The 18,808-nt window shown below is 32.6% G+C and carries 15 protein-coding genes; 11 read left to right on the top strand and 4 right to left on the bottom strand.

The features are described from left to right. Positions 1-124 precede the first annotated feature (124 nt). Positions 125-1,324 carry a PucR family transcriptional regulator gene (locus tag ACJDT4_RS20440; RefSeq protein WP_406789449.1) on the bottom strand — a complete coding sequence of 400 codons (1,200 nt, stop codon included), beginning with the start codon at positions 1,322-1,324 and terminating at the stop codon, positions 125-127. 254 nt (positions 1,325-1,578) lie between these two features. Here ACJDT4_RS20440 and kal point away from each other — a divergent pair, with 254 nt between their 5' ends. The 8 genes from kal (at position 1,579) to kamE (ending at position 10,520) form a co-directional block, all read left to right on the top strand. Then, positions 1,579-1,962, top strand: a complete 384-nt coding sequence (kal, locus tag ACJDT4_RS20435) for a 3-aminobutyryl-CoA ammonia lyase (RefSeq protein ID WP_406789448.1) — start codon at positions 1,579-1,581, stop codon at positions 1,960-1,962. 12 nt (positions 1,963-1,974) lie between these two features. Continuing rightward, positions 1,975-2,793: a 3-keto-5-aminohexanoate cleavage enzyme gene (kce, locus tag ACJDT4_RS20430; protein WP_406789447.1), complete on the top strand. Its 819-nt coding sequence runs from the start codon at positions 1,975-1,977 to the stop codon at positions 2,791-2,793. 340 nt (positions 2,794-3,133) lie between these two features. Further along, entirely contained in the window at positions 3,134-4,168 is a 1,035-nt protein-coding gene (kdd, locus tag ACJDT4_RS20425; protein WP_406789445.1) for an L-erythro-3,5-diaminohexanoate dehydrogenase, read from the top strand. A gap of 243 nt (positions 4,169-4,411) precedes the next feature. Further along, positions 4,412-5,692 (top strand): lysine 2,3-aminomutase, encoded by a 1,281-nt coding sequence (gene kamA, locus ACJDT4_RS20420; protein WP_406789444.1) that lies wholly within the window; start codon positions 4,412-4,414, stop codon positions 5,690-5,692. Continuing rightward, entirely contained in the window at positions 5,679-6,728 is a 1,050-nt protein-coding gene (kamB, locus tag ACJDT4_RS20415) for a lysine 5,6-aminomutase reactivase subunit KamB (RefSeq protein ID WP_406789443.1), read from the top strand. Before kamA ends, kamB begins: the two co-directional genes overlap by 14 nt. After that, complete coding sequence (gene kamC / locus ACJDT4_RS20410) at positions 6,725-8,158, top strand: lysine 5,6-aminomutase reactivase ATPase KamC (protein ID WP_406789442.1); 1,434 nt, start codon at positions 6,725-6,727, stop codon at positions 8,156-8,158. The genes kamB and kamC overlap by 4 nt, the downstream gene beginning before the upstream one ends. 1 nt (position 8,159) lies before the next feature. After that, positions 8,160-9,710 (top strand): lysine 5,6-aminomutase subunit alpha, encoded by a 1,551-nt coding sequence (gene kamD / locus ACJDT4_RS20405; protein WP_406789441.1) that lies wholly within the window; start codon positions 8,160-8,162, stop codon positions 9,708-9,710. A gap of 18 nt (positions 9,711-9,728) precedes the next feature. Beyond that, on the top strand, positions 9,729-10,520 hold the full coding sequence (kamE, locus tag ACJDT4_RS20400) for a lysine 5,6-aminomutase subunit beta (protein ID WP_406789440.1): 792 nt from the start codon (positions 9,729-9,731) through the stop codon (positions 10,518-10,520). A 589-nt stretch (positions 10,521-11,109) separates the two neighbouring features. Here kamE and ACJDT4_RS20395 read toward each other — a convergent pair. From ACJDT4_RS20395 to ACJDT4_RS20385, 3 genes are all read right to left on the bottom strand, one after another. Next, positions 11,110-11,880 carry a carbohydrate ABC transporter permease gene (locus ACJDT4_RS20395; protein WP_406789453.1) on the bottom strand — a complete coding sequence of 257 codons (771 nt, stop codon included), beginning with the start codon at positions 11,878-11,880 and terminating at the stop codon, positions 11,110-11,112. A gap of 98 nt (positions 11,881-11,978) precedes the next feature. Beyond that, positions 11,979-12,845, bottom strand: coding sequence for a carbohydrate ABC transporter permease (locus tag ACJDT4_RS20390; protein WP_406789439.1), 867 nt, complete (start codon positions 12,843-12,845; stop codon positions 11,979-11,981). Positions 12,846-13,032: 187 nt separating this feature from the next. After that, a complete protein-coding gene (locus ACJDT4_RS20385; RefSeq protein ID WP_406789438.1) occupies positions 13,033-14,343 on the bottom strand; it encodes an ABC transporter substrate-binding protein in 1,311 nt (436 codons plus the stop codon). Between the two features lie 262 nt (positions 14,344-14,605). Between ACJDT4_RS20385 and ACJDT4_RS20380 the strand changes: the two genes are divergently transcribed. From ACJDT4_RS20380 to ACJDT4_RS20370, 3 genes are all read left to right on the top strand, one after another. After that, the gene (locus ACJDT4_RS20380; RefSeq protein WP_406789437.1) at positions 14,606-15,637 is read left to right on the top strand and encodes a LacI family DNA-binding transcriptional regulator; all 1,032 of its coding nucleotides are present in this window, start codon (positions 14,606-14,608) and stop codon (positions 15,635-15,637) included. Positions 15,638-15,774: 137 nt separating this feature from the next. After that, the gene (pgmB, locus tag ACJDT4_RS20375) at positions 15,775-16,425 is read left to right on the top strand and encodes a beta-phosphoglucomutase (RefSeq protein WP_406789436.1); all 651 of its coding nucleotides are present in this window, start codon (positions 15,775-15,777) and stop codon (positions 16,423-16,425) included. A 57-nt stretch (positions 16,426-16,482) separates the two neighbouring features. After that, complete coding sequence (locus ACJDT4_RS20370) at positions 16,483-18,789, top strand: glycoside hydrolase family 65 protein (RefSeq protein ID WP_406789435.1); 2,307 nt, start codon at positions 16,483-16,485, stop codon at positions 18,787-18,789. Positions 18,790-18,808 lie beyond the last annotated feature (19 nt).

The following is an 18,808-nucleotide window of genomic DNA, read 5'->3' as shown; positions in this document are numbered from 1 at the left end:
ACATATAAACACATCCTTATCTTATCTATATTTTAATGTGTTCGGTCTTTCGTGTCTACAATATTATACTAGCATCACCTTCCACTGTGAATTGTGAACTGTGCACTGTGAACTAATTAAGTATTTACGAAAACAGTTCATAAAGGTAAATTGCTAAGGTTAAGCTCAGTTTTGAGTAGCAATCATCAAAATCAATATCGCATATTTGTTTCATTTTTTCCAATCTATTTTTTAAAGTATGTCTATGAATGTATATTTTTTCTGAAGCTAAATTTATATTAAATTCATTATCTATAAAGGATTTTAGGGTGTAAAAATAATTTGTGTTGTGTAGCCTATCATATTCTATTAATGTGTATATTTTTTCTTGTAGAGATTTTGCAATATAGCTGTCAGAATTAATAAGCCCCAAAGTTTTAAAAAGAGATAGGTATTTATAAAAGCAAATGCCTGTTTTAACTTTTATTTTCTCTAATGCTAATAGGCTTGAACAGGATTCTTTATATGCAGTTCTTAGGTTTTCTATTGAATTAAATATATTACTTCCACCAATTAAAAGCATGAGGTTTGATTCATTTTTAGAAGTTGCTTTTAAAACATGCATTAGTTCTATGCTTAAAGTGTGAGCTGAAAGTTTTTTAGGTGAAGATATTAAAAACATTACTTTGTTATCTAAAATTTCAATAATAGTAAGCATGTCATGACCGTGAAAATAATTTCTAAGATTATTAATAATATTAAGTAATGTGTTTTCTGATATAAGAGTATCATAGGTGTTTATAACCGATAAGATAAATAGACATAAGCTTGAAGCCTTATTTAACTGCAAGCTTTTTTTTAGATGACAAGCATCATCAAAGTTAATTTTCTTATCTATTTTTAAGCTTTCAAAAATATGCTTGCAATTATCACTATGAATTTTATTATTAAGTTTAATATTTATTGCATATGCGTTTTTAAGCACAACTTGAGTTATTATTGAAAAGCTTAAATCCTTTGGAATTTCAAATATAGGAAAATTGTATTTGTTTCCATCATCTATTATATATTTAGGTATTTTGTTTAAATAATATCCTGTTTGAATTCCCATTCCAGCGAGACCTTTGGAGTGAAGTCTGAATATCAAATCTTTATTTAAGTTTTCATTATCTAGTTTATATCCTGTAGTTAATAAAAGCTCATCCCTTTGGAGATAACTAATTTCATCTAGTATTTCCATTATATTTACCCAGGCTATTTCATTATTTATTCCATTTTGGTCTGTCATTAATTTAATTCCAGTAAGTGAATCTAGTTGAAACAAATTTTTAATAAGCAATGGCAAAAGAATCAGCTCCTTTGTACATAGTGTCCAATATTCATTAATAAATAGGTACATGCCGTTTATTGTTAACTAAATAGAAATAAATTATAATAATGTAAATTGATAAATTAATAATATTTAAAGCTAACAACATAAAAATTATCAACATATATCTTGCTAAATAATATTATATCAATAAATACAAATATTTTATATAGGATTTGTTAACGACTTTGAAAATATTAGATATGTGATTTTGGGAGGTAGTGTTTTTTATGGAAGAAGTAGTTATAAGACTTAGAATGGGAAGCACAGATGCACATTATGGTGGCAATCTTGTTGATGGTGCCAAAATGCTTTCTTTGTTTGGAGATGTGGCAACAGAATTATTAATAAGACATGATGGTGATGAGGGGTTGTTTAGGGCATATGAAAGCGTTGATTTTTTATCTCCAGTTTATGCAGGGGATTATATAGAGGCTGTAGGGAGAATTGTTAAAGTGGGAAATACTTCAAGAAAGATGGAGTTTGAAGCTAGGAAGGTTGTTTCGCAGAGAACTGATATAAATGATTCTGCTGCCGATTTTCTTCGCGATCCCATAGTTGTTTGCAAAGCGATTGGAGTATGCGTCGTTCCTAAAGATAAACAAAGGAAATAAGGTGGCTAAGTTATGGAAAAGTTAATAATTACAGCTGCAATATGTGGTGCTGAGGTTACCAAAAAGGATAATTCAAATGTTCCATATACAGTTGAAGAAATCGTAAAAGAGGCTAAATTTGCTTATGATGCTGGAGCAAGTATAATTCATCTCCATGTAAGAGATGATAGCGGCATACCAACTCAAAGCTTTGAAAGATTTAAAGTGTGTATAGATGGAATAAGAAAAGAATGTCCAGATGTAATAATAGAACCTTCTACAGGTGGAGCTGTTGGTATGAATAATGATGAAAGATTAAGCCCTGTGTTTTTGAAACCAGAAATAGCAAGTCTAGATTGTGGTACTTGTAATTTTGGCAAGGATGATATTTTTGTAAATACAGAAGATACTATAAGATATTTTGTTAAAAAAATGAATGAATTTGGAGTCAAGCCAGAAATAGAGGTTTTCGATAAGGGAATGATAGATACGGCATTAAGACTTCATAAGGAAAAGCTTTTGAAAGCACCTCTTCAGTTTAATTTTGTTATGGGAGTAAGAGGAGGCATAGGTGCAAGCTTAATGGATTTAGCATTTATGAAAGCAAGTATTCCGGAGGATTCAGCATTTACTGTAACAGGTATAGGAAAAGCACAATTTACAATGGCAGCCATGGCAATAGTCGCAGGTGGTCATGTAAGAGTAGGCTTTGAAGATAACATATACATAAGAAAAGGAGTTTTAGCTAAGTCAAATGGTGAAATGGTTGAAAAAGCAGTTAGAATTTCAAGAGAAATAGGAAGAGAAATAGCAACTCCAAAAGAAGCAAGAGAAATTTTGCATCTAATATAAAGAAAGAACATTAAACTTTTAGAATAAATAAAATTTTTTTACAACAATTATTTTTGGAAGAGTAAAGAGTAGAGTGATGGATGATTTTCTTCCGCTTCACTACAGAAAATCTTACAACTTAGTATTAAGAAAAAATAAAGCTTTCGTTCAGCGTACTGAACATCATTTGTTTTTATATAATTTAAGATTTATACGACGTAAGGAGGATAAATCCACCTTCACTCTACTCTCTACTCCCTACTCTTTGCTCTGAATTTTATGAATTACTTCAAGAATTCTAGTTGAGTGAGTTTAAAACTTACATGTAATTTAAACATACAAGATTAAAGGGGGAAATGATATGCAGTCATCAAAATATGGAACATATAGAGTAATAGAGCCAAAGGGAGTACTTCCTCAAGCGGCTAAGAAAATTTCAAATAATATGGACATAATGGATAATGAAATACTAATAGATGTTCAGGCACTTAATATAGATTCCGCAAGTTTTACTCAAATAGAAAATGAACAGGGCGGAGATGTAGAAAAGATAAAAAAGAGAATACTTGAAATAGTAGATGAACGTGGAAAAATGCAGAACCCTGTGACAGGTTCAGGCGGAATGTTAATAGGAACTGTGGAAAAGGTAGGCAAGAATTTAGCTTCAAAGGTAGATATCAAGGTTGGAGATAAAATAGCAACTCTTGTTTCCCTGTCCTTAACTCCACTTAAGATTGAGAAAATAAAAAGCATAAAAAAAGAAATTGACAGAGTTGAAATTGAGGGTAAGGCAATCTTATTTGAAAGTGGCATATATGTTAAGCTTCCAGAGGATTTAAGTGAAAACTTGGCACTTGCAGTTTTAGATGTTGCAGGGGCGCCAGCACAAACTTCAAAAATGGTAAAGCCAGGAGACAGCGTGCTTGTATTAGGAGCTTTTGGAAAATCGGGAACACTTTGTTCTTATGAAGCGAAAAAGAGAGTTGGACCTACAGGAAAAGTAGTTGGGCTTGTAGCTTTTGAGAAGGATAGAGATGAGCTCATAAAGGCAGGCTTTTGCAATGAGGTTATTATGGCAAATGCAGTTAATCCAACAGAAGTTTTAGAAAAGGCACTTGAAGCGAATGATGGAAAGGAATATGACATATCAATTAATTGCGTAAATGTCCCAAACACAGAAATGTCCACAATACTTCCAGTAAAAGATGAAGGAATAGCATACTTTTTTTCAATGGCAACGAGTTTTACAAAAGCAGCTTTAGGGGCTGAGGGAGTTGGTAAGGATGTATCGCTTTATATAGGGAATGGCTATACAAAAGGACATGCAGAAATAGCAATAAATGAACTTAGAGAATCAAGTGTACTTAGAAAAATATTTGAAGAAAGATACGCTTGAGGCAGAGTAGAGAGTAGAGTGATGGATGATTTTCCTTCGCTTTGCTGCGGAAAATCTTAATTTAAGAATAATTATTTCGTTCAGCGAAGCTGAACATCTTTAAGTTCTAAGATTTATACGACGAGAGGAGTATAAATCTACCTTCACTCTACTCTGTACTCTTATATTTTCAAGATTACTTGCAATGCTGAAATATTTAGAATCTAAAAATTTCATGGATACAAAAACAAGGGGTGGTTTAAGGTGAACAAGAGTAGAAGGTTTGAACTTTTTAAAGATGTGCCAGATAGCGATTGGAATGATTGGAAGTGGCAAGTTAAAAATAGAATAGAAGATGTAGCTACACTTAAAAAGTATATAAAGCTTACAGAGGAAGAAGAGGAAGGAGCTAAAAAGTGTCTTCAAAAATTTAGAATGGCTATAACTCCATATTATCTTTCTTTAATAGATCCTAATGACAAATTTGACCCAATAAGAAAGCAGGCAATACCGACAGTAGATGAGCTTACTGTTTCACCAGGGGATTTAGTTGATCCTCTTCATGAAGATGGAGACTCCCCAGTACCTGGTTTAACTCATAGATATCCAGATAGAGTTTTACTGCTTATAACAAATCAGTGCTCCATGTACTGCAGACACTGCACAAGAAGAAGGTTTGCAGGACATACTGATAGCTGCCTTGCTACAGAACAAATAGATAAATGCATTGATTATATAGCAGCAACACCAGAAGTAAGAGATGTACTTTTATCTGGAGGAGATGCCCTTTTAGTTGATGATGATTTCCTCGAATATATAATAAAGAAATTAAGAGCTATAAAACATGTTGAAATAATTAGGATAGGTTCAAGAGTACCAGTGGTTATGCCGCAAAGGATAACTGATAAGCTTTTAGATATGCTTAAGAAATATCACCCTATATGGATAAACACTCATTTTAATCATCCAAATGAAATAACAGAAGAATCTAAGAAAGCCTGCGAGATGATTGCAAATGCGGGAATACCCCTTGGAAATCAGTCCGTGCTTTTGAAGGGAGTAAATGATTGTGTTCATGTAATGAAAAAGCTTGTAAATGAACTGGTAAAAATAAGAGTAAGACCATATTATATTTATCAATGTGATTTATCAATGGGACTTGGACATTTCAGAACCTCTGTGTCAAAGGGAATTGAGATAATAGAAGGACTTAGAGGACATACATCAGGTTATTGTGTTCCAACCTTTGTAGTAGATGCTCCAGGAGGCGGAGGGAAAATACCTGTAATGCCTAACTATGTTATAAGTCAAAGTAATGACAAGGTTATATTAAGAAATTTTGAAGGCGTTATAACAACTTATAAAGAACCTAAAAATTATTCTCCAGACTGTCACTGCGAGGTTTGTGAAGGTAAGAAAAAGATTCATGAGATAGGAATTTCGGCCCTTTTAAGCGGAGAAAAAATGTCAATAGAACCAGAAGCTTTGGAAAGAGAAATGAGAATAGAAAAATACAAAGAGAGAGACAAAAGTGCAGAAGTATAAGGAATTTGAAAACTTCATTGAAGAAATTTCTAATTATAAAACGCTATCCATTATAGGGCTTGAAAAAAACACAGGTAAAACTACAACTCTTAACTATATTATGAAAGCTATAAAAAACAAAAAGCTTGCCATAACCTCTATAGGAAGGGATGGAGAAGAAGAGGATGTAGTAACCTTTACTCATAAGCCAAGAATATATGTTAAGGTTGGTACACTTGTTGCTACTGCTAAAAGTATGATTTTAAGAAGTGATGTTACCTTTAAGATACTTGAAATCATGGATATAGGAACACCTCTTGGAAATATAGTTATTGCAGAAAGCGCTACTTCTGGATTTGTTGAGGTAGCAGGTCCATCTATTAAAGAGCAGATAAAAGGTGTAATAAATAAGTTAAATAAGCATGGAGCGGAGTTTACTATTGTAGATGGAGCACTTTCAAGGAAAAGCCTTGCAGCACCAGCAGTCGCAGAAGCGGTAGTTCTTTGTGTTGGTGCAGCTTTTTCACATAGCATTTTTAAAATTGCATATGAAACAGAAAATTTAGCTTCCTTGTTTTCTGTTGGTAAGGCAGATTTTAAGATTGTGCGGCTTTATGAAAAGTTGATGAAGGAAGCGAGAGTTGCTTTTGTATATGAGGATCATGTTGAAAAAAGTGAGGCTAGTACTTCAATAGACTCATATAAAGAAATTATTTCAAGCTACAGGGATGATTTAAAATATGTATTTATAAAAGGGATAGTGACAGATAAGTTTATGAGGAAAATACTTGACTCTAATTTCAAGGTTAAAAAGGCTGCTTTTATTGTAGAGGATGGAACAAAAATTTTTATTAAAAAGGATACCTATGACAGATTTGTACTAAAGGGTGGAACAATAAAAGTAGTGGATAGTATAAAACTGGCAGGTATAAGTGTAAATCCTTGGTCACCAGAAGGAATTGTACTTGACTATGAAGAGCTATATAGTGAATTGAAAAGTAAAATTCAAATACCTATTTTTAATGTAAAGCAATTTGATATGGATGTGATAGAATGACGTTTTTAGAGGATGAAGCTAAGGAAAAAATAGGATTTTATTATGTGATGGATAAAGTTAAGGTTTCAAGTGTGTTTGGACAGGAAGCTTTTTCAGCTTTAAAGCCAATTATCTTAAAAAAGGAACTTCTAGCTGAGTACGAAAATATTGAGTTGTGTTTAAGCAAAAAAGAGTATTTTAATGATTTTAAAAATATTTTCATGAACTTTAGAGATATAAAGAATACTTTTAAAAGAAGTAAAGCTGGAAATGTGCTTGATGAAGTTGAGTTATTTGAAGTTAAAAACTTCGTGATTCTGATATCAAAAATAAGTGCTTTGTATAAAACATGTGAACTTAACTTAAAGGGAATTACTTTGCGCGATTTTAATAAAATATATAAACTCTTGAATCCAATGGAAAATAAAAGTTCAAGCTTTTTAATATACGATGAATATTCTCAAAGATTGTCTCAAATAAGAGCTTCAAAGAGAAATATAGAAAAGCTCATTTACAGGGAGAAGGATAGCAGAAGGCTGCAACTTTTAAGTGATAGAGCAAAAATAGTAAATGAGGAGAAAGCTGAAGAGTTGCAAGTAAGAAAAAGGCTTACAAATGAGATATCAAAATATGCCGATGAGTTGATTGATAGTACTTATGTGCTTGGAAAGTTAGATATGATTTTAGCTAAGGCTAAATGCGCGCTGGATTATGGACTTTCAAGTCCAGTGCTTTCAGATAAAATTAAAATAGTTAATGGTGTAAATCCCATGGTAAAGGATAAAGTTGAGAAAAAAGGTGGCAGCTTTAAACCTATTACCGTTCAATTTTCCAAGGGAACTACAGTTATTACAGGAGCAAATATGGGAGGAAAAACTGTAGCTTTAAGCATAGTTGCACTTAATTATCTTCTTGCATATCTGGGGTTTTATGTTTTTGCAGACAGCTTTGAATTTGTACCACTTGATTTTATGTGCTTTTTAAGTGAAGATGCAGAATCACTTCAAAATGGATTAAGTACCTTTGGCGGCGAGGTTATTAAGCTTAAGAGAATATTAGCTGAGCTTAATGGAAAAAGAGGATTTATAATTTTTGATGAATTTGCGAGGGGAACAAACCCAGAGGAAGGAAGTAACATAACCAAGGCTCTTGTTAAGTACCTAGGCAAATTTGATTCTATAACTGCAATTTCCACTCATTATGATGGAGTATGCAGCTTTGCGGATGTTCATTATCAGGTAAAGGGCCTTAAAAATGTAGATCTCAGTTTAATAAATAATATTGAGGGGGAAGAGGAATTCATTATGCTTATAAATAGGTATATGGATTATTCTCTTGAGAAGGCTGAGAAGGGTGCAGCTATTCCAAAAGATGCGCTCAACATATGTACTCTTATGGGCTTAGACAGCGAAATAATAAATACGGCAAGGAAATTTTACAAGGAGGGATAAAATGAAAAGCAAACTTAATCTTGATTTTGAAACTGTTCGTAAGGCTAGAAATTGTGCTCACAATATAGCTGTGGAGGTTCAAAATTTTATAGATAAAAATACCACGGTTTCCGTTGAAAGAACTATATGCAGACTCTTTGGAATAGATGGTGTTAATGACGAAAATGTACCACTGCCAAATGTGGTGGTTGAAAATATAAAAAAAGGTAAAGGACTTTCTAAAGGTGCAGCTTATTATTTAAGCAATGCCAAGCTTAGTACAGGGCTCTCAATGCAGGAAATAGCAGAGGAAGTTTCTAAAGGAACTTTGAATTTAACAGATTTTAATTCAAAGGATACATTTTTAACTATGGATAATGCATTAACTATTGCAAAGAAGAGTGTTGAAAGAATAAAAGCAAATAGAGAAAAGAGAAGTGAATTTTTAAATTCTTATGGCGATAAAAAAGGCCCTCTTTTATATGTAATAGTGGCAACAGGAAATATATATGAGGATATAACACAAGCAGTTGCGGCTGCTAAACAGGGTGCAGATATAATTGCAGTTATAAGAACTACAGCTCAAAGTCTCCTTGATTATGTCCCGTATGGTGCCACCACAGAAGGATTTGGAGGAACTTATGCGACGGAAGAAAACTTTAGGCTTATGAGAAAAGCACTGGATGAAGTTGGAGCTGAACTCAAAAGGTATATAAGACTCTGCAACTATTGCTCTGGACTTTGCATGCCAGAAATTGCTGCTATGGGTGCACTTGAAAGGCTTGATGTAATGCTTAATGATGCTTTGTATGGAATACTTTTTAGAGATATAAACATGCAGAGAACCTTTGTAGATCAGTATTTCTCAAGGGTAATAAATGGCTATGCAGGAGTAGTTATAAATACTGGTGAGGATAATTATCTAACTACAGCGGATGCCTATGAAGAGGCTCACACAGTTTTATCCTCGCAGTTTATAAATGAGCAATTTGCACTTATGGCAGGACTTAAAGAAGAACAAATGGGACTTGGTCATGCCTTTGAAATGGATCCAGAGCTTGAAGATTCCTTTGTGTATGAACTTGCTCAAGCGCAAATGTCAAGAGAGATATTTTCTAAAGCTCCACTTAAGTATATGCCTCCAACAAAATATATGACGGGAAACATATTTAGGGGTCACGTTCAGGATACTTTATTTAACATGGTCACTGTTTTAACAAACCAGAGAATTCACCTTCTTGGAATGTTAACAGAAGCAATTCACACTCCTTTTATGTCCGACAGAGCTCTTTCTATTGAAAATGCTTCTTATGTCTCAAGGGCAATGAAGTCACTTGGTGATGAAATAGAATTTAAAGAGGGCGGAATTATTCAAAAGAGAGCAGATTTTGTACTTAAAAAATCTTATGAACTTTTAAAGGAAATAGAAAGGGATGGAATTTTCAATACCCTTGAAAAAGGAGCTTTTGCTGGAATAAAAAGAGGGAGAGACATGGGCAAAGGCCTTGATGGTGTTTTTGAAAAATCTGAAGAATACTTTAATCCATTTTTGGACTTGATGCTTGAGAAATAATGAAAGGAGTAATGCGCTTTGAGTGGAGGTTTATATTCTCTTGAAAAAAAAGAGTTTGATAAAACATTAGATTTAACAAAGGTAAGACCATATGGAGATACCATGAATGATGGCAAGGTTCAAGTTAGCTTTACACTTCCTCTTGGTGATTCTGAAAAGGGAGCCGAGGCAGCAAGAATCTTAGCTAAGAAAATGGGACTTGACGATATTGATGTTGTTTGTCATAAAAAACTTGATGAAAACTTTACCTTTTATGTTTTATATGGTTCGGTAAAACACACTGTTGATTACACAGGTATAGTAGTCCAAACTGTGGACGTAGACACAATGTCCATGGGTGAAGTTGATAAATATATAAAGGAAAATATAAAGAGAAAGATTGTAGTGGTTGGGGCAAGTACGGGTACAGATGCACATACTGTAGGTATTGACGCAATAATGAACATGAAAGGTTATGCAGGACATTATGGTCTTGAAAGGTATGACATGATAGAAGCCTATAACCTTGGAAGTCAGGTTGAAAATGAGGACTTTGTAAAGAAGGCAATAGAACTTAAGGCAGATGTACTTTTAGTTTCTCAAACTGTAACTCAAAAAAATGTTCATATAAAGAACCTTGTAAACTTAGTTGAAATACTTGAAGCAGAAGGGATTAGGGATAAGGTTATTCTAGCCTGCGGTGGTGCTAGAATAACTCATGAACTTGCAAAAGAGCTTGGTTATGATGCAGGTTTTGGTCCTGGAAAGTTTGCTGAAGATGTAGCAACCTTTGCTGTAACGGAAATAGTAAAGAGAAAGAATGCGAAGTAACAATGATTAGTCACATTAAAAGAATTCTATAAATCTTGGTGGCTATTTTAAAATAGTGCTTGCTTTGGGTTCAAGAAGGATAATGGGCAAAGCCCAAACCTCGTGTATGTTTATACTCGCTGAGAAAACGCTCAGACAGATTGAAACATCTAAGAATTTTAGGATTTTTTTATCAAGATTTATTAGAATTTTTTTAAACTGTTCCGTCAGCATTGTTACTTCGCTCCCACGGTGGTGCAAGGAAAAAATTCCTCCGTACCTACGGAATGTTAGGGGTGAATCTTTGTAATTAATTAAATTTTTACATAATATATTGTTTTTAATTTCTATTGATTAATTATATTTACAGCAAATTTTTCGTAGAGAAACGGAGAAAAATTTTCCTTGATTTTACCGTAAGCGAAGCAACAACATTGAAGAAACTGTTTAAATAAAATTTTATAAATATTAGAGCCTAAATCGTAGAAGTCTTAGAACTTTCAATCTGTTTGAGAGTAGCGAGTTATTGAAAGTTCTTAGAATTTTAGGATTTAGGCTCTTAGATTTATTAATTTTATTTAATGTTTCAAAATATTGTTGTATAGCGCCTTTATTTTATACTTCCAGCAGTAACCGATTTTATAATATGCTTTTGTGCGAAGAAGTAGAAGATTACAACAGGTATTATATCTAATATTAATCCGGCTAAAGCTAAGTTCCATTGTTTTGTATATTCTCCAAAGAAGAAGAAGGTTTTTAATGGAATTGTCATGGTGTTAGGCTTATTAATTACTAGCGAAGGAAGTAGGTAATCGTTCCAGATCCACACTACATCTAGAACTGAAACTGTTACAGACATAGGCTTTAAAAGGGGGAATATTATATACCAAAATGCCTGAAGTTTACTACAACCATCTAACATAGCAGCTTCGTCAAGTTCTACTGGAATACTTTTAAGGAATCCATGATACAAAAAGATTGCTTGAGAAACTCCAAATCCAAGGTACATAAAAATTAATCCTGGTACATTTAAAAAATGTAGTTTTCCCATTAATCTTATAAGTGGAAGCATTACTGCCTGGAAAGGGATAATCATTGCTGCTACGAATATCATTAAGATAATGTTGCTTATTTTGCTTCTGGTTCTTTCTAAAACCCAGGCTGCCATAGATGAAAAAATTATAATTACAACAACACTGATAATTGTAATAATTAAAGAATGAAATAAAGAATTAAAAAAATCTAATTCTGCATAAGCATCTTTAAAATTATCAACAATTAAAGATTTCGGAAATGCAAGAGTACTTGTAAATAATTGAGCTTTTGTTTTAAACGAATTCACAATAATTATATAGAAAGGTGATAAAAATATTAAGGCCATTACAATGCCTATTATAGAAACAATACAATGAGAAAGTGTGAATTTACTTTTGTTAGTAATTTTATTTGTTTTAGTATTTTTAGCAATGTTAGTAGTCATTATACTTCCACCTCACCTTTCTTTGAAATGTATACTTGTGTTAAGGATATAGCTGCTACAACTAAGAAGAAGATAACTGCCTTTGCTTGAGCAACTCCCATTAAATTAAACTGAAAAGCAGTATTATATATGTTCATAGCTAGCATTTCAGTTGCTTTTGCAGGACCTCCGGCTGTTAAAGATAAGTTCTGATCATATAATTTAAATGAATTAGAAAGTGTTAAGAAAATACTTACAGTAAATGCTGGTCTTATTAATGGTATTGTTATGTTTTTAATTTTTTGCCATGCGTTTGCACCATCAATTTCAGCAGCTTCTAGAGTTTCAGCAGGAATGTTTTCCAAAGAGGATATATAAATTACCATTAAGTATCCAGACATCTGCCATGCCATGATTATAATCAAACCAGCAAGTCCAGTATTACCAGTTGAAAGCCAACCTAAAAGCCATTTTACATGGATGGCTCTACCTAATGCATCAAATACTTGTATAAATATAAATTGCCATATAAATCCTAATATAAGACCGCCTATTAAGTTTGGCATAAAAAACACTGTTCTTAGAAGATTATTTAGTTTTGATTTTCTTGTAACTAAAAGTGCTAAACCAAAACTTATGACGTTTAATACAATAAGAGATAAGATTGTGAATTTTAAGGTAAATAAAAATGAGTGGGTAAATGTTGCATCTTTAAAGGCTGCAACGTAATTTTGTAAACCAGTCCACTTCACGGTTACTGAGTCAATTCCATTCCAGTTTGTAAAGGAATAATATATTCCAGAAAGAAGTGGTATAAGCTGGACTAATATAAAGGCGATAAGAGCTGGAGCTAGGAACAGCCAAAAAGATAAATTCTTCTTTTTCATTGAATTTCCCTCCTATAAGGTTTTTTAGTTATGTACTTAGTACTTATAATTGAAGAATAATGCAGCTTAAGCCAACTTACAAGGTATTGCAAATTGCCTAAGCAGCATTATTTCTTATGTGTAATCAATTTTATACGTGCAAAAGTTAAGGTATTTATTAGAAATATAAACTTTTTTTAAGTAATTATTATTTTCTTGCAGCAGCCCACTGATCTTTAGCATCTTGAACTAATTTGTCCCAAGTCATATCACCTGAAGTGTATTTTTGAAGATCAGTACCAAGTTTATTTTGTCCCCAACCAGTAGGATAACCCATGAATACCCAAGGTATTGTGTTACCTGCTTTAGAATATTTAGTTAATTCTTTTGATATAGGATCTACAGGCTGTAAGTTTGAAGCATCATATCCTTTTAATGCTGGTATGAATTTGAAGTCGTTAATTATAGCATTTTTACCTTTGTCAGATGTGTAAAGCCAATTTAAGAAGTCTTTTGCAGCTTTCTTAGTTGCAGCGTCTTTCTTAGAGTTTATAGACCAGTACATAGGAACACCAACAGGTACGCAGCCTTCTTTAACACCATCTATAGGCATTGGAAGTAATCCCATACTATCAGCTACATCTTTGTTGATTCCTGAAACTGTAGAGTAAATCCAGTTTCCTTGCTCAATGATTGCAACTTTACCTAAAGAGAATAATTTTTCAACCTGAGTTGAGTAATCAACACTGTTTATAGATTTATTTGTTCCATCAGGCTTGTATGCATATTTGTTTTGTATATCTACTAACTTTTTAAATCCATCAGCATAAGTAAAGTTGATAGTTTTTGCTTTGAAAGCAGATACACCATCTTTTAATTCTAATGCAAATGGAACGTTTGAATCATGTAATCCATCAATCCAAGTTTCCTTTCCAGCTGTTCCAAATACAGCGTCAATTCCAAGATCTTTCTTCTTAGAATCTAAAGTTGTAACTGCTTTTTCAAGATCAGCATATGATTTTATAGTACTTGGATCAATTCCTGCTTTTTTAAATATAGATTTATTATATATAAATCCGTAACCTTCCATATCGAATGGTAATCCATATATTTTTCCATCCGATTTAACAGCATCTAAAGTTCCATCATATGCTTTTGAAACCCATGGTTGATCTGATAAATCTTCAAGTTTTGCTTTCCAATCTTGTACATCTTGTGGACCACCTATATTATATATTGTTGGTTCATCTCCGGAGGCAAATTTTGTTTTTAGTGCAGCTCCGTAGTCTTGACCACCTCCAACAGTTTGTACATTTATTGTAACATTTTTGTGGCTTGATTCGTAATCCTTTACAGCTTTATCAAGAGCAGTTTTAGCTTCAACCTTGAACTGAAATATATTCACGGTAACATTTTTTGAAGAATCACTTCCTCCACTACTGCTTCCGCAGCCAGTAAATATCCCCGTAGTTAAAGTTAATGCACAGGCAAGTGCTGTTAGACTTTTGATTTTTTTCATACATATCCCTCCAACAAGTTTAATAAATGATGCAATCGCTTGCATTTAAGTTTATTATATTGAATTTATATCAATGTGTCAAATTTGTTTTGATAGTAAATATAGTCAATTATAAGATGTTTATGCAAAATAGCTATTGCAGATGTGATATTTTATATAAAGTTACAATTGACATTTTGAAATATTACTACTAATAATAAATATATAAAAAATATATTGTGGAACCGGTTGTATTAAATTATATGAACAAGGTGTGAAAAATATGAGTGTTACTATAAAGGATGTCGCAAAAGAAGCTAATGTTTCTCCATCAACTGTGTCGAGGGCTATAAGCAATAGCCCTCGAATAAGTAAAAAAACTAAAAAGAAGATAGAAAATGTTATAAAAAAGTTAAATTATCATCCTAATGCTATAGCAAGAAGTCTTGCGAACAAAGCGACTAATGTGATTGGAATAATATTGACTAATGAAATTGAAGGATTGACTAAGAATTCGTTTTTTATCCAACTAATGACAGGCATAAGCAGCTATGCAAAGCAGCATGGATATTACATAATGTATACGTTTTGCGCAACGTATGAAGAAGAGTTAAGGTGTGCAAAAGATTATGTAAATGGTAAGTTAGTGGATGGCATAATACTTGGTTCTGTTAGGACTAATGACAAATGTATAAGATATTTAAAACAAATAGATTTTCCATTTGTTATTATTGGGAGACCAGAAAATACTAAAGAAACCTTATGGGTTGATAATGATAATTTTAATGCAATGTACAATGTTGTTAGTAAGTTACTGCTTAGCGGATATAAAAAGATAGCTTTTATTGCTCCTAAAGTTGAAATGAATGTTTCAAAGGATAGACTCAGTGGGTATATTCAGGCACATAATATAAATGGAGTAGATGTTGACAGGGACTTAATAAAGGAGGTAGGTGCCTTTAAAGAGGAATGTGGTTATAAGTCCATGAAAGAAATAATAAAAAAAAGCATTCCATCAGCAGTAGTTGCAGCAGATGACCTTTTAGCTTTTGGGGCTATTAGAGCTTTAAGAGAAAGTGATGTTAGAAATGCTGCTGTAGTTGGATTTAATAATACTCCTCAAGCGGAATATTATAAGCCATCGCTTACTTCTGTAGATATAAACGTGAGAGAGCTTGGTTATTATGCTTCTAAGCTTCTTGTAGATATGTTAAGAAATAATATAAGAGAAAATCATTATATAATACAAACAAGGGTAGCAGAAAGAGAAACAGCTAAGTTTAATAAAATTAATCCTATTTCAATATCTCTATAAATTTCAAAGTACCTTTATGTTCTAAAAAATAAATAGTCTTAATATGTATTGACTAAAGGGAAAAAATGTTCTATAATGAGTGCAAGTGTGCAATCGATTGCATAGAACGAAATTACATAGATATTGGGGGGTAATAAATGAGCAAAATTAAAGGATGTATATTTGATTTAGATGGAGTTATTGTGGATACTGCAAAATATCACTATTTAGCTTGGAAAAGGCTAGCAAATGAGCTGGGATTTGAGTTTACCGAAGAGCAAAACGAAAGATTAAAAGGTGTAAGTAGAATGAAATCTCTCGATATACTTTTGGAAATTGGTAAGCTTAATTTTAGTGACGAAGAGAAGCTTCAGCTAGCTGAGAAAAAGAATAATTGGTATATTGAATATATATCTAATATGAATAGCAATGAGATTCTTCCCGGAGCAAAGGAATTCTTACAAATTGTTAGAAATAATGGAATAAAAACATCACTTGGCTCTGTAAGCAAAAACTCAATGACAATACTTAATAATCTTGATTTAGCAAAGTATTTTGATGCTATAATTGATGGCAATAAAGTTACACATGCTAAACCTAATCCAGAGGTTTTTGTACTAGGAGCTAGAGAAATTGGAGTTCCTGAGCAAAGTTGTGTTGTTTTTGAAGACGCTGTGTCTGGAATTGAAGCAGCTATTAATGCAGGTATGTATTCTATAGGTATTGGAAGCAAGAAGGTATTAAATAAAGCTAATATTGTTATCGATTCACTAGCAGACATGAAAATAGAAATGTTGGAACTGCTTTAAAATAATAATTACATAGTTGGGAAAAAATAAAGTTTTATGGAGAGCGAGGGAATTTAGTTGAAAAAGTATTTTGAATTAGATCCATGGAATATTATACAAGATAAATTAGATTCTGAGGATAATAGAATTGCCGAAAGTATATTTAGTATTGGAAATGGATATATGGGGCAGAGGGCAAACTTTGAAGAAGATTATAGTGGAGAAACTCTTCAAGGAAGCTATATGGCAGGAATATATTACCCTGATAAGACTAGAGTTGGTTGGTGGAAGAACGGATACCCTGAATATTTTGCTAAGGTGCTAAATTCTACAAATTGGATTGGCATAGGAGTAAAGATTGATGGAGAAGCACTTGATATTGCAAAATGTAAGGTTAAAGACTTTAAAAGGGTTCTTAATATGAAACATGGATACCTTTACAGAACCTTTACTGCAGATATTGAGAGTGGTAAAAAAGTAAAAGTTGAGGCAAAGAGATTTGTAAGTATAGTAAATAAAGAAATTGGAGCAGTAAAGTATTCTGTAACTCCACTTAATTTCAGCGGAACAATAGAGTTCTCACCATTCTTGGATGGCGATATTAAAAATACAGATTCAAATTATGATGAGAAGTTTTGGAGTGAAGTTTCAAAGAAAGCTGAAAATGGACGAGCAATGCTTACAGTTAAAACTAAAAAACTAGATTTTTATCTTTGCTCTTTAATGAAATATGATATTTTAAAGCAAGGTAAAGAATATGAATATAAGGCTAAAACACTTGAAAGAGAAAAATTTGTAGGAAATATTGCACAAGTAAGCGCAGGAGAAAATGAAGAAGTAGCTATTATAAAATATGTTTCGAATGTTACATCAAGAGATTTTAAGCCAGAAGAATTAGCTGAAGCCGGAGAAAAAATTTTACAAAAGGCTTATGCTAAGGGGTATGATGAACTCCTAAGTGAGCAGGCTAAAGCATGGGAAGAAAAATGGAAGGAAAGCGACATAATAATTGAAGGTGATGTATCTGCTCAGCAGGCAATAAGGTTTAATATTTTTCAACTAAATCAAACTTATACAGGAGAAGATGACAGATTAAATATTGGACCAAAAGGCTTTACAGGTGAAAAGTACGGTGGAAGTACTTACTGGGATACAGAGGCTTATTGCGTGCCATTCTATTTAGCTACTGCTGATAAAAAGATAGCAAGAAATTTATTGATTTATAGATATAAGCAGCTTGAGAAGGCAAAAGAAAATGCTAGAAAGCTGGGCTTTAAAAAAGGAGCTCTTTACCCTATGGTAACTATGAATGGTGAAGAGTGCCATAATGAATGGGAAATTACCTTCGAGGAAATCCACAGAAATGGAGCAATAGCGTATGCTATATATAACTATGTAAATTATACTGGTGATAAAGCATATTTGGGTGAATATGGACTAGATGTTTTGGTTGAAATATCAAGATTTTGGGCTGAAAGAGTTAATTATTCAGAACAAAAGCACAAGTATGTGATCTTAGGAGTAACAGGACCAAACGAATATGAAAATAACGTCAGCAACAATTGGTATACAAATAGAATTGCAGCTTGGACTTTAGAGTATACAATTGAAGCTTTAGGATATGTTAAAGATAATGAGGCTTCTAGATATGATGAAATAATTAAAAAGCTAAATTTAGAAGAAACAGAAATGGTTAAATGGAAGGATATCATAGAAAACATGTATTATCCTGTAAATGAGGAGCTTAAAATATTCTTGCAGCAGGATGGATATATGGATAAAGAACAAATTTTAGTAAAAGACTTAGATCCAAAGGAATTGCCAATTAACCAGCATTGGTCTTGGGATAGAATTTTGAGATCTTGCTTTATTAAACAAGCAGATGTACTTCAAGGTTTGTATTTCCTTCAACATTTATATGACAAGGATACTATAAGAAGGAACTTTGAGTTTTACGAGCCAAGAACTGTTCATGAGTCTTCTTTATCTCCATGCATACACTCAATTTTAGCAGCAAAGCTTAATAAAGAAGATAAGGCATATGAACTTTATTTAAGAACAGCTAGATTAGACTTAGATAATTACAATAACGATACGGAAGATGGCTGTCATATTACAAGTATGGCAGGAACCTGGATGTCTGTAGTTGAAGGTTTTGGTGGATTAAAGGTTAAGAATGACATGCTTACTTTGGAACCTTTTATACCAGGCAAATGGGATTCTTTCTCCTTTAAAGTAATGTTTAGAGATACATTAATAAAAGTAAGTGTAAGTAAAGATACTATAAAAATAAATAATGAAAGTGAAAAAGATATAAAGGTATTAGTTAGAAATACTCCATACGTTATTAATGCATTAAAAAGTATTATTATATATACAGAGTAATTTATCTATAACAGGTAGG

The organism is Clostridium neuense, assembly GCF_045310695.1.
Taxonomy (GTDB): Bacteria; Bacillota; Clostridia; order Clostridiales; family Clostridiaceae; genus Clostridium_S; species Clostridium_S neuense.
Note: the sequence above shows the minus strand (reverse complement) of the source record. Positions and strands in the feature narration are given on the sequence as shown.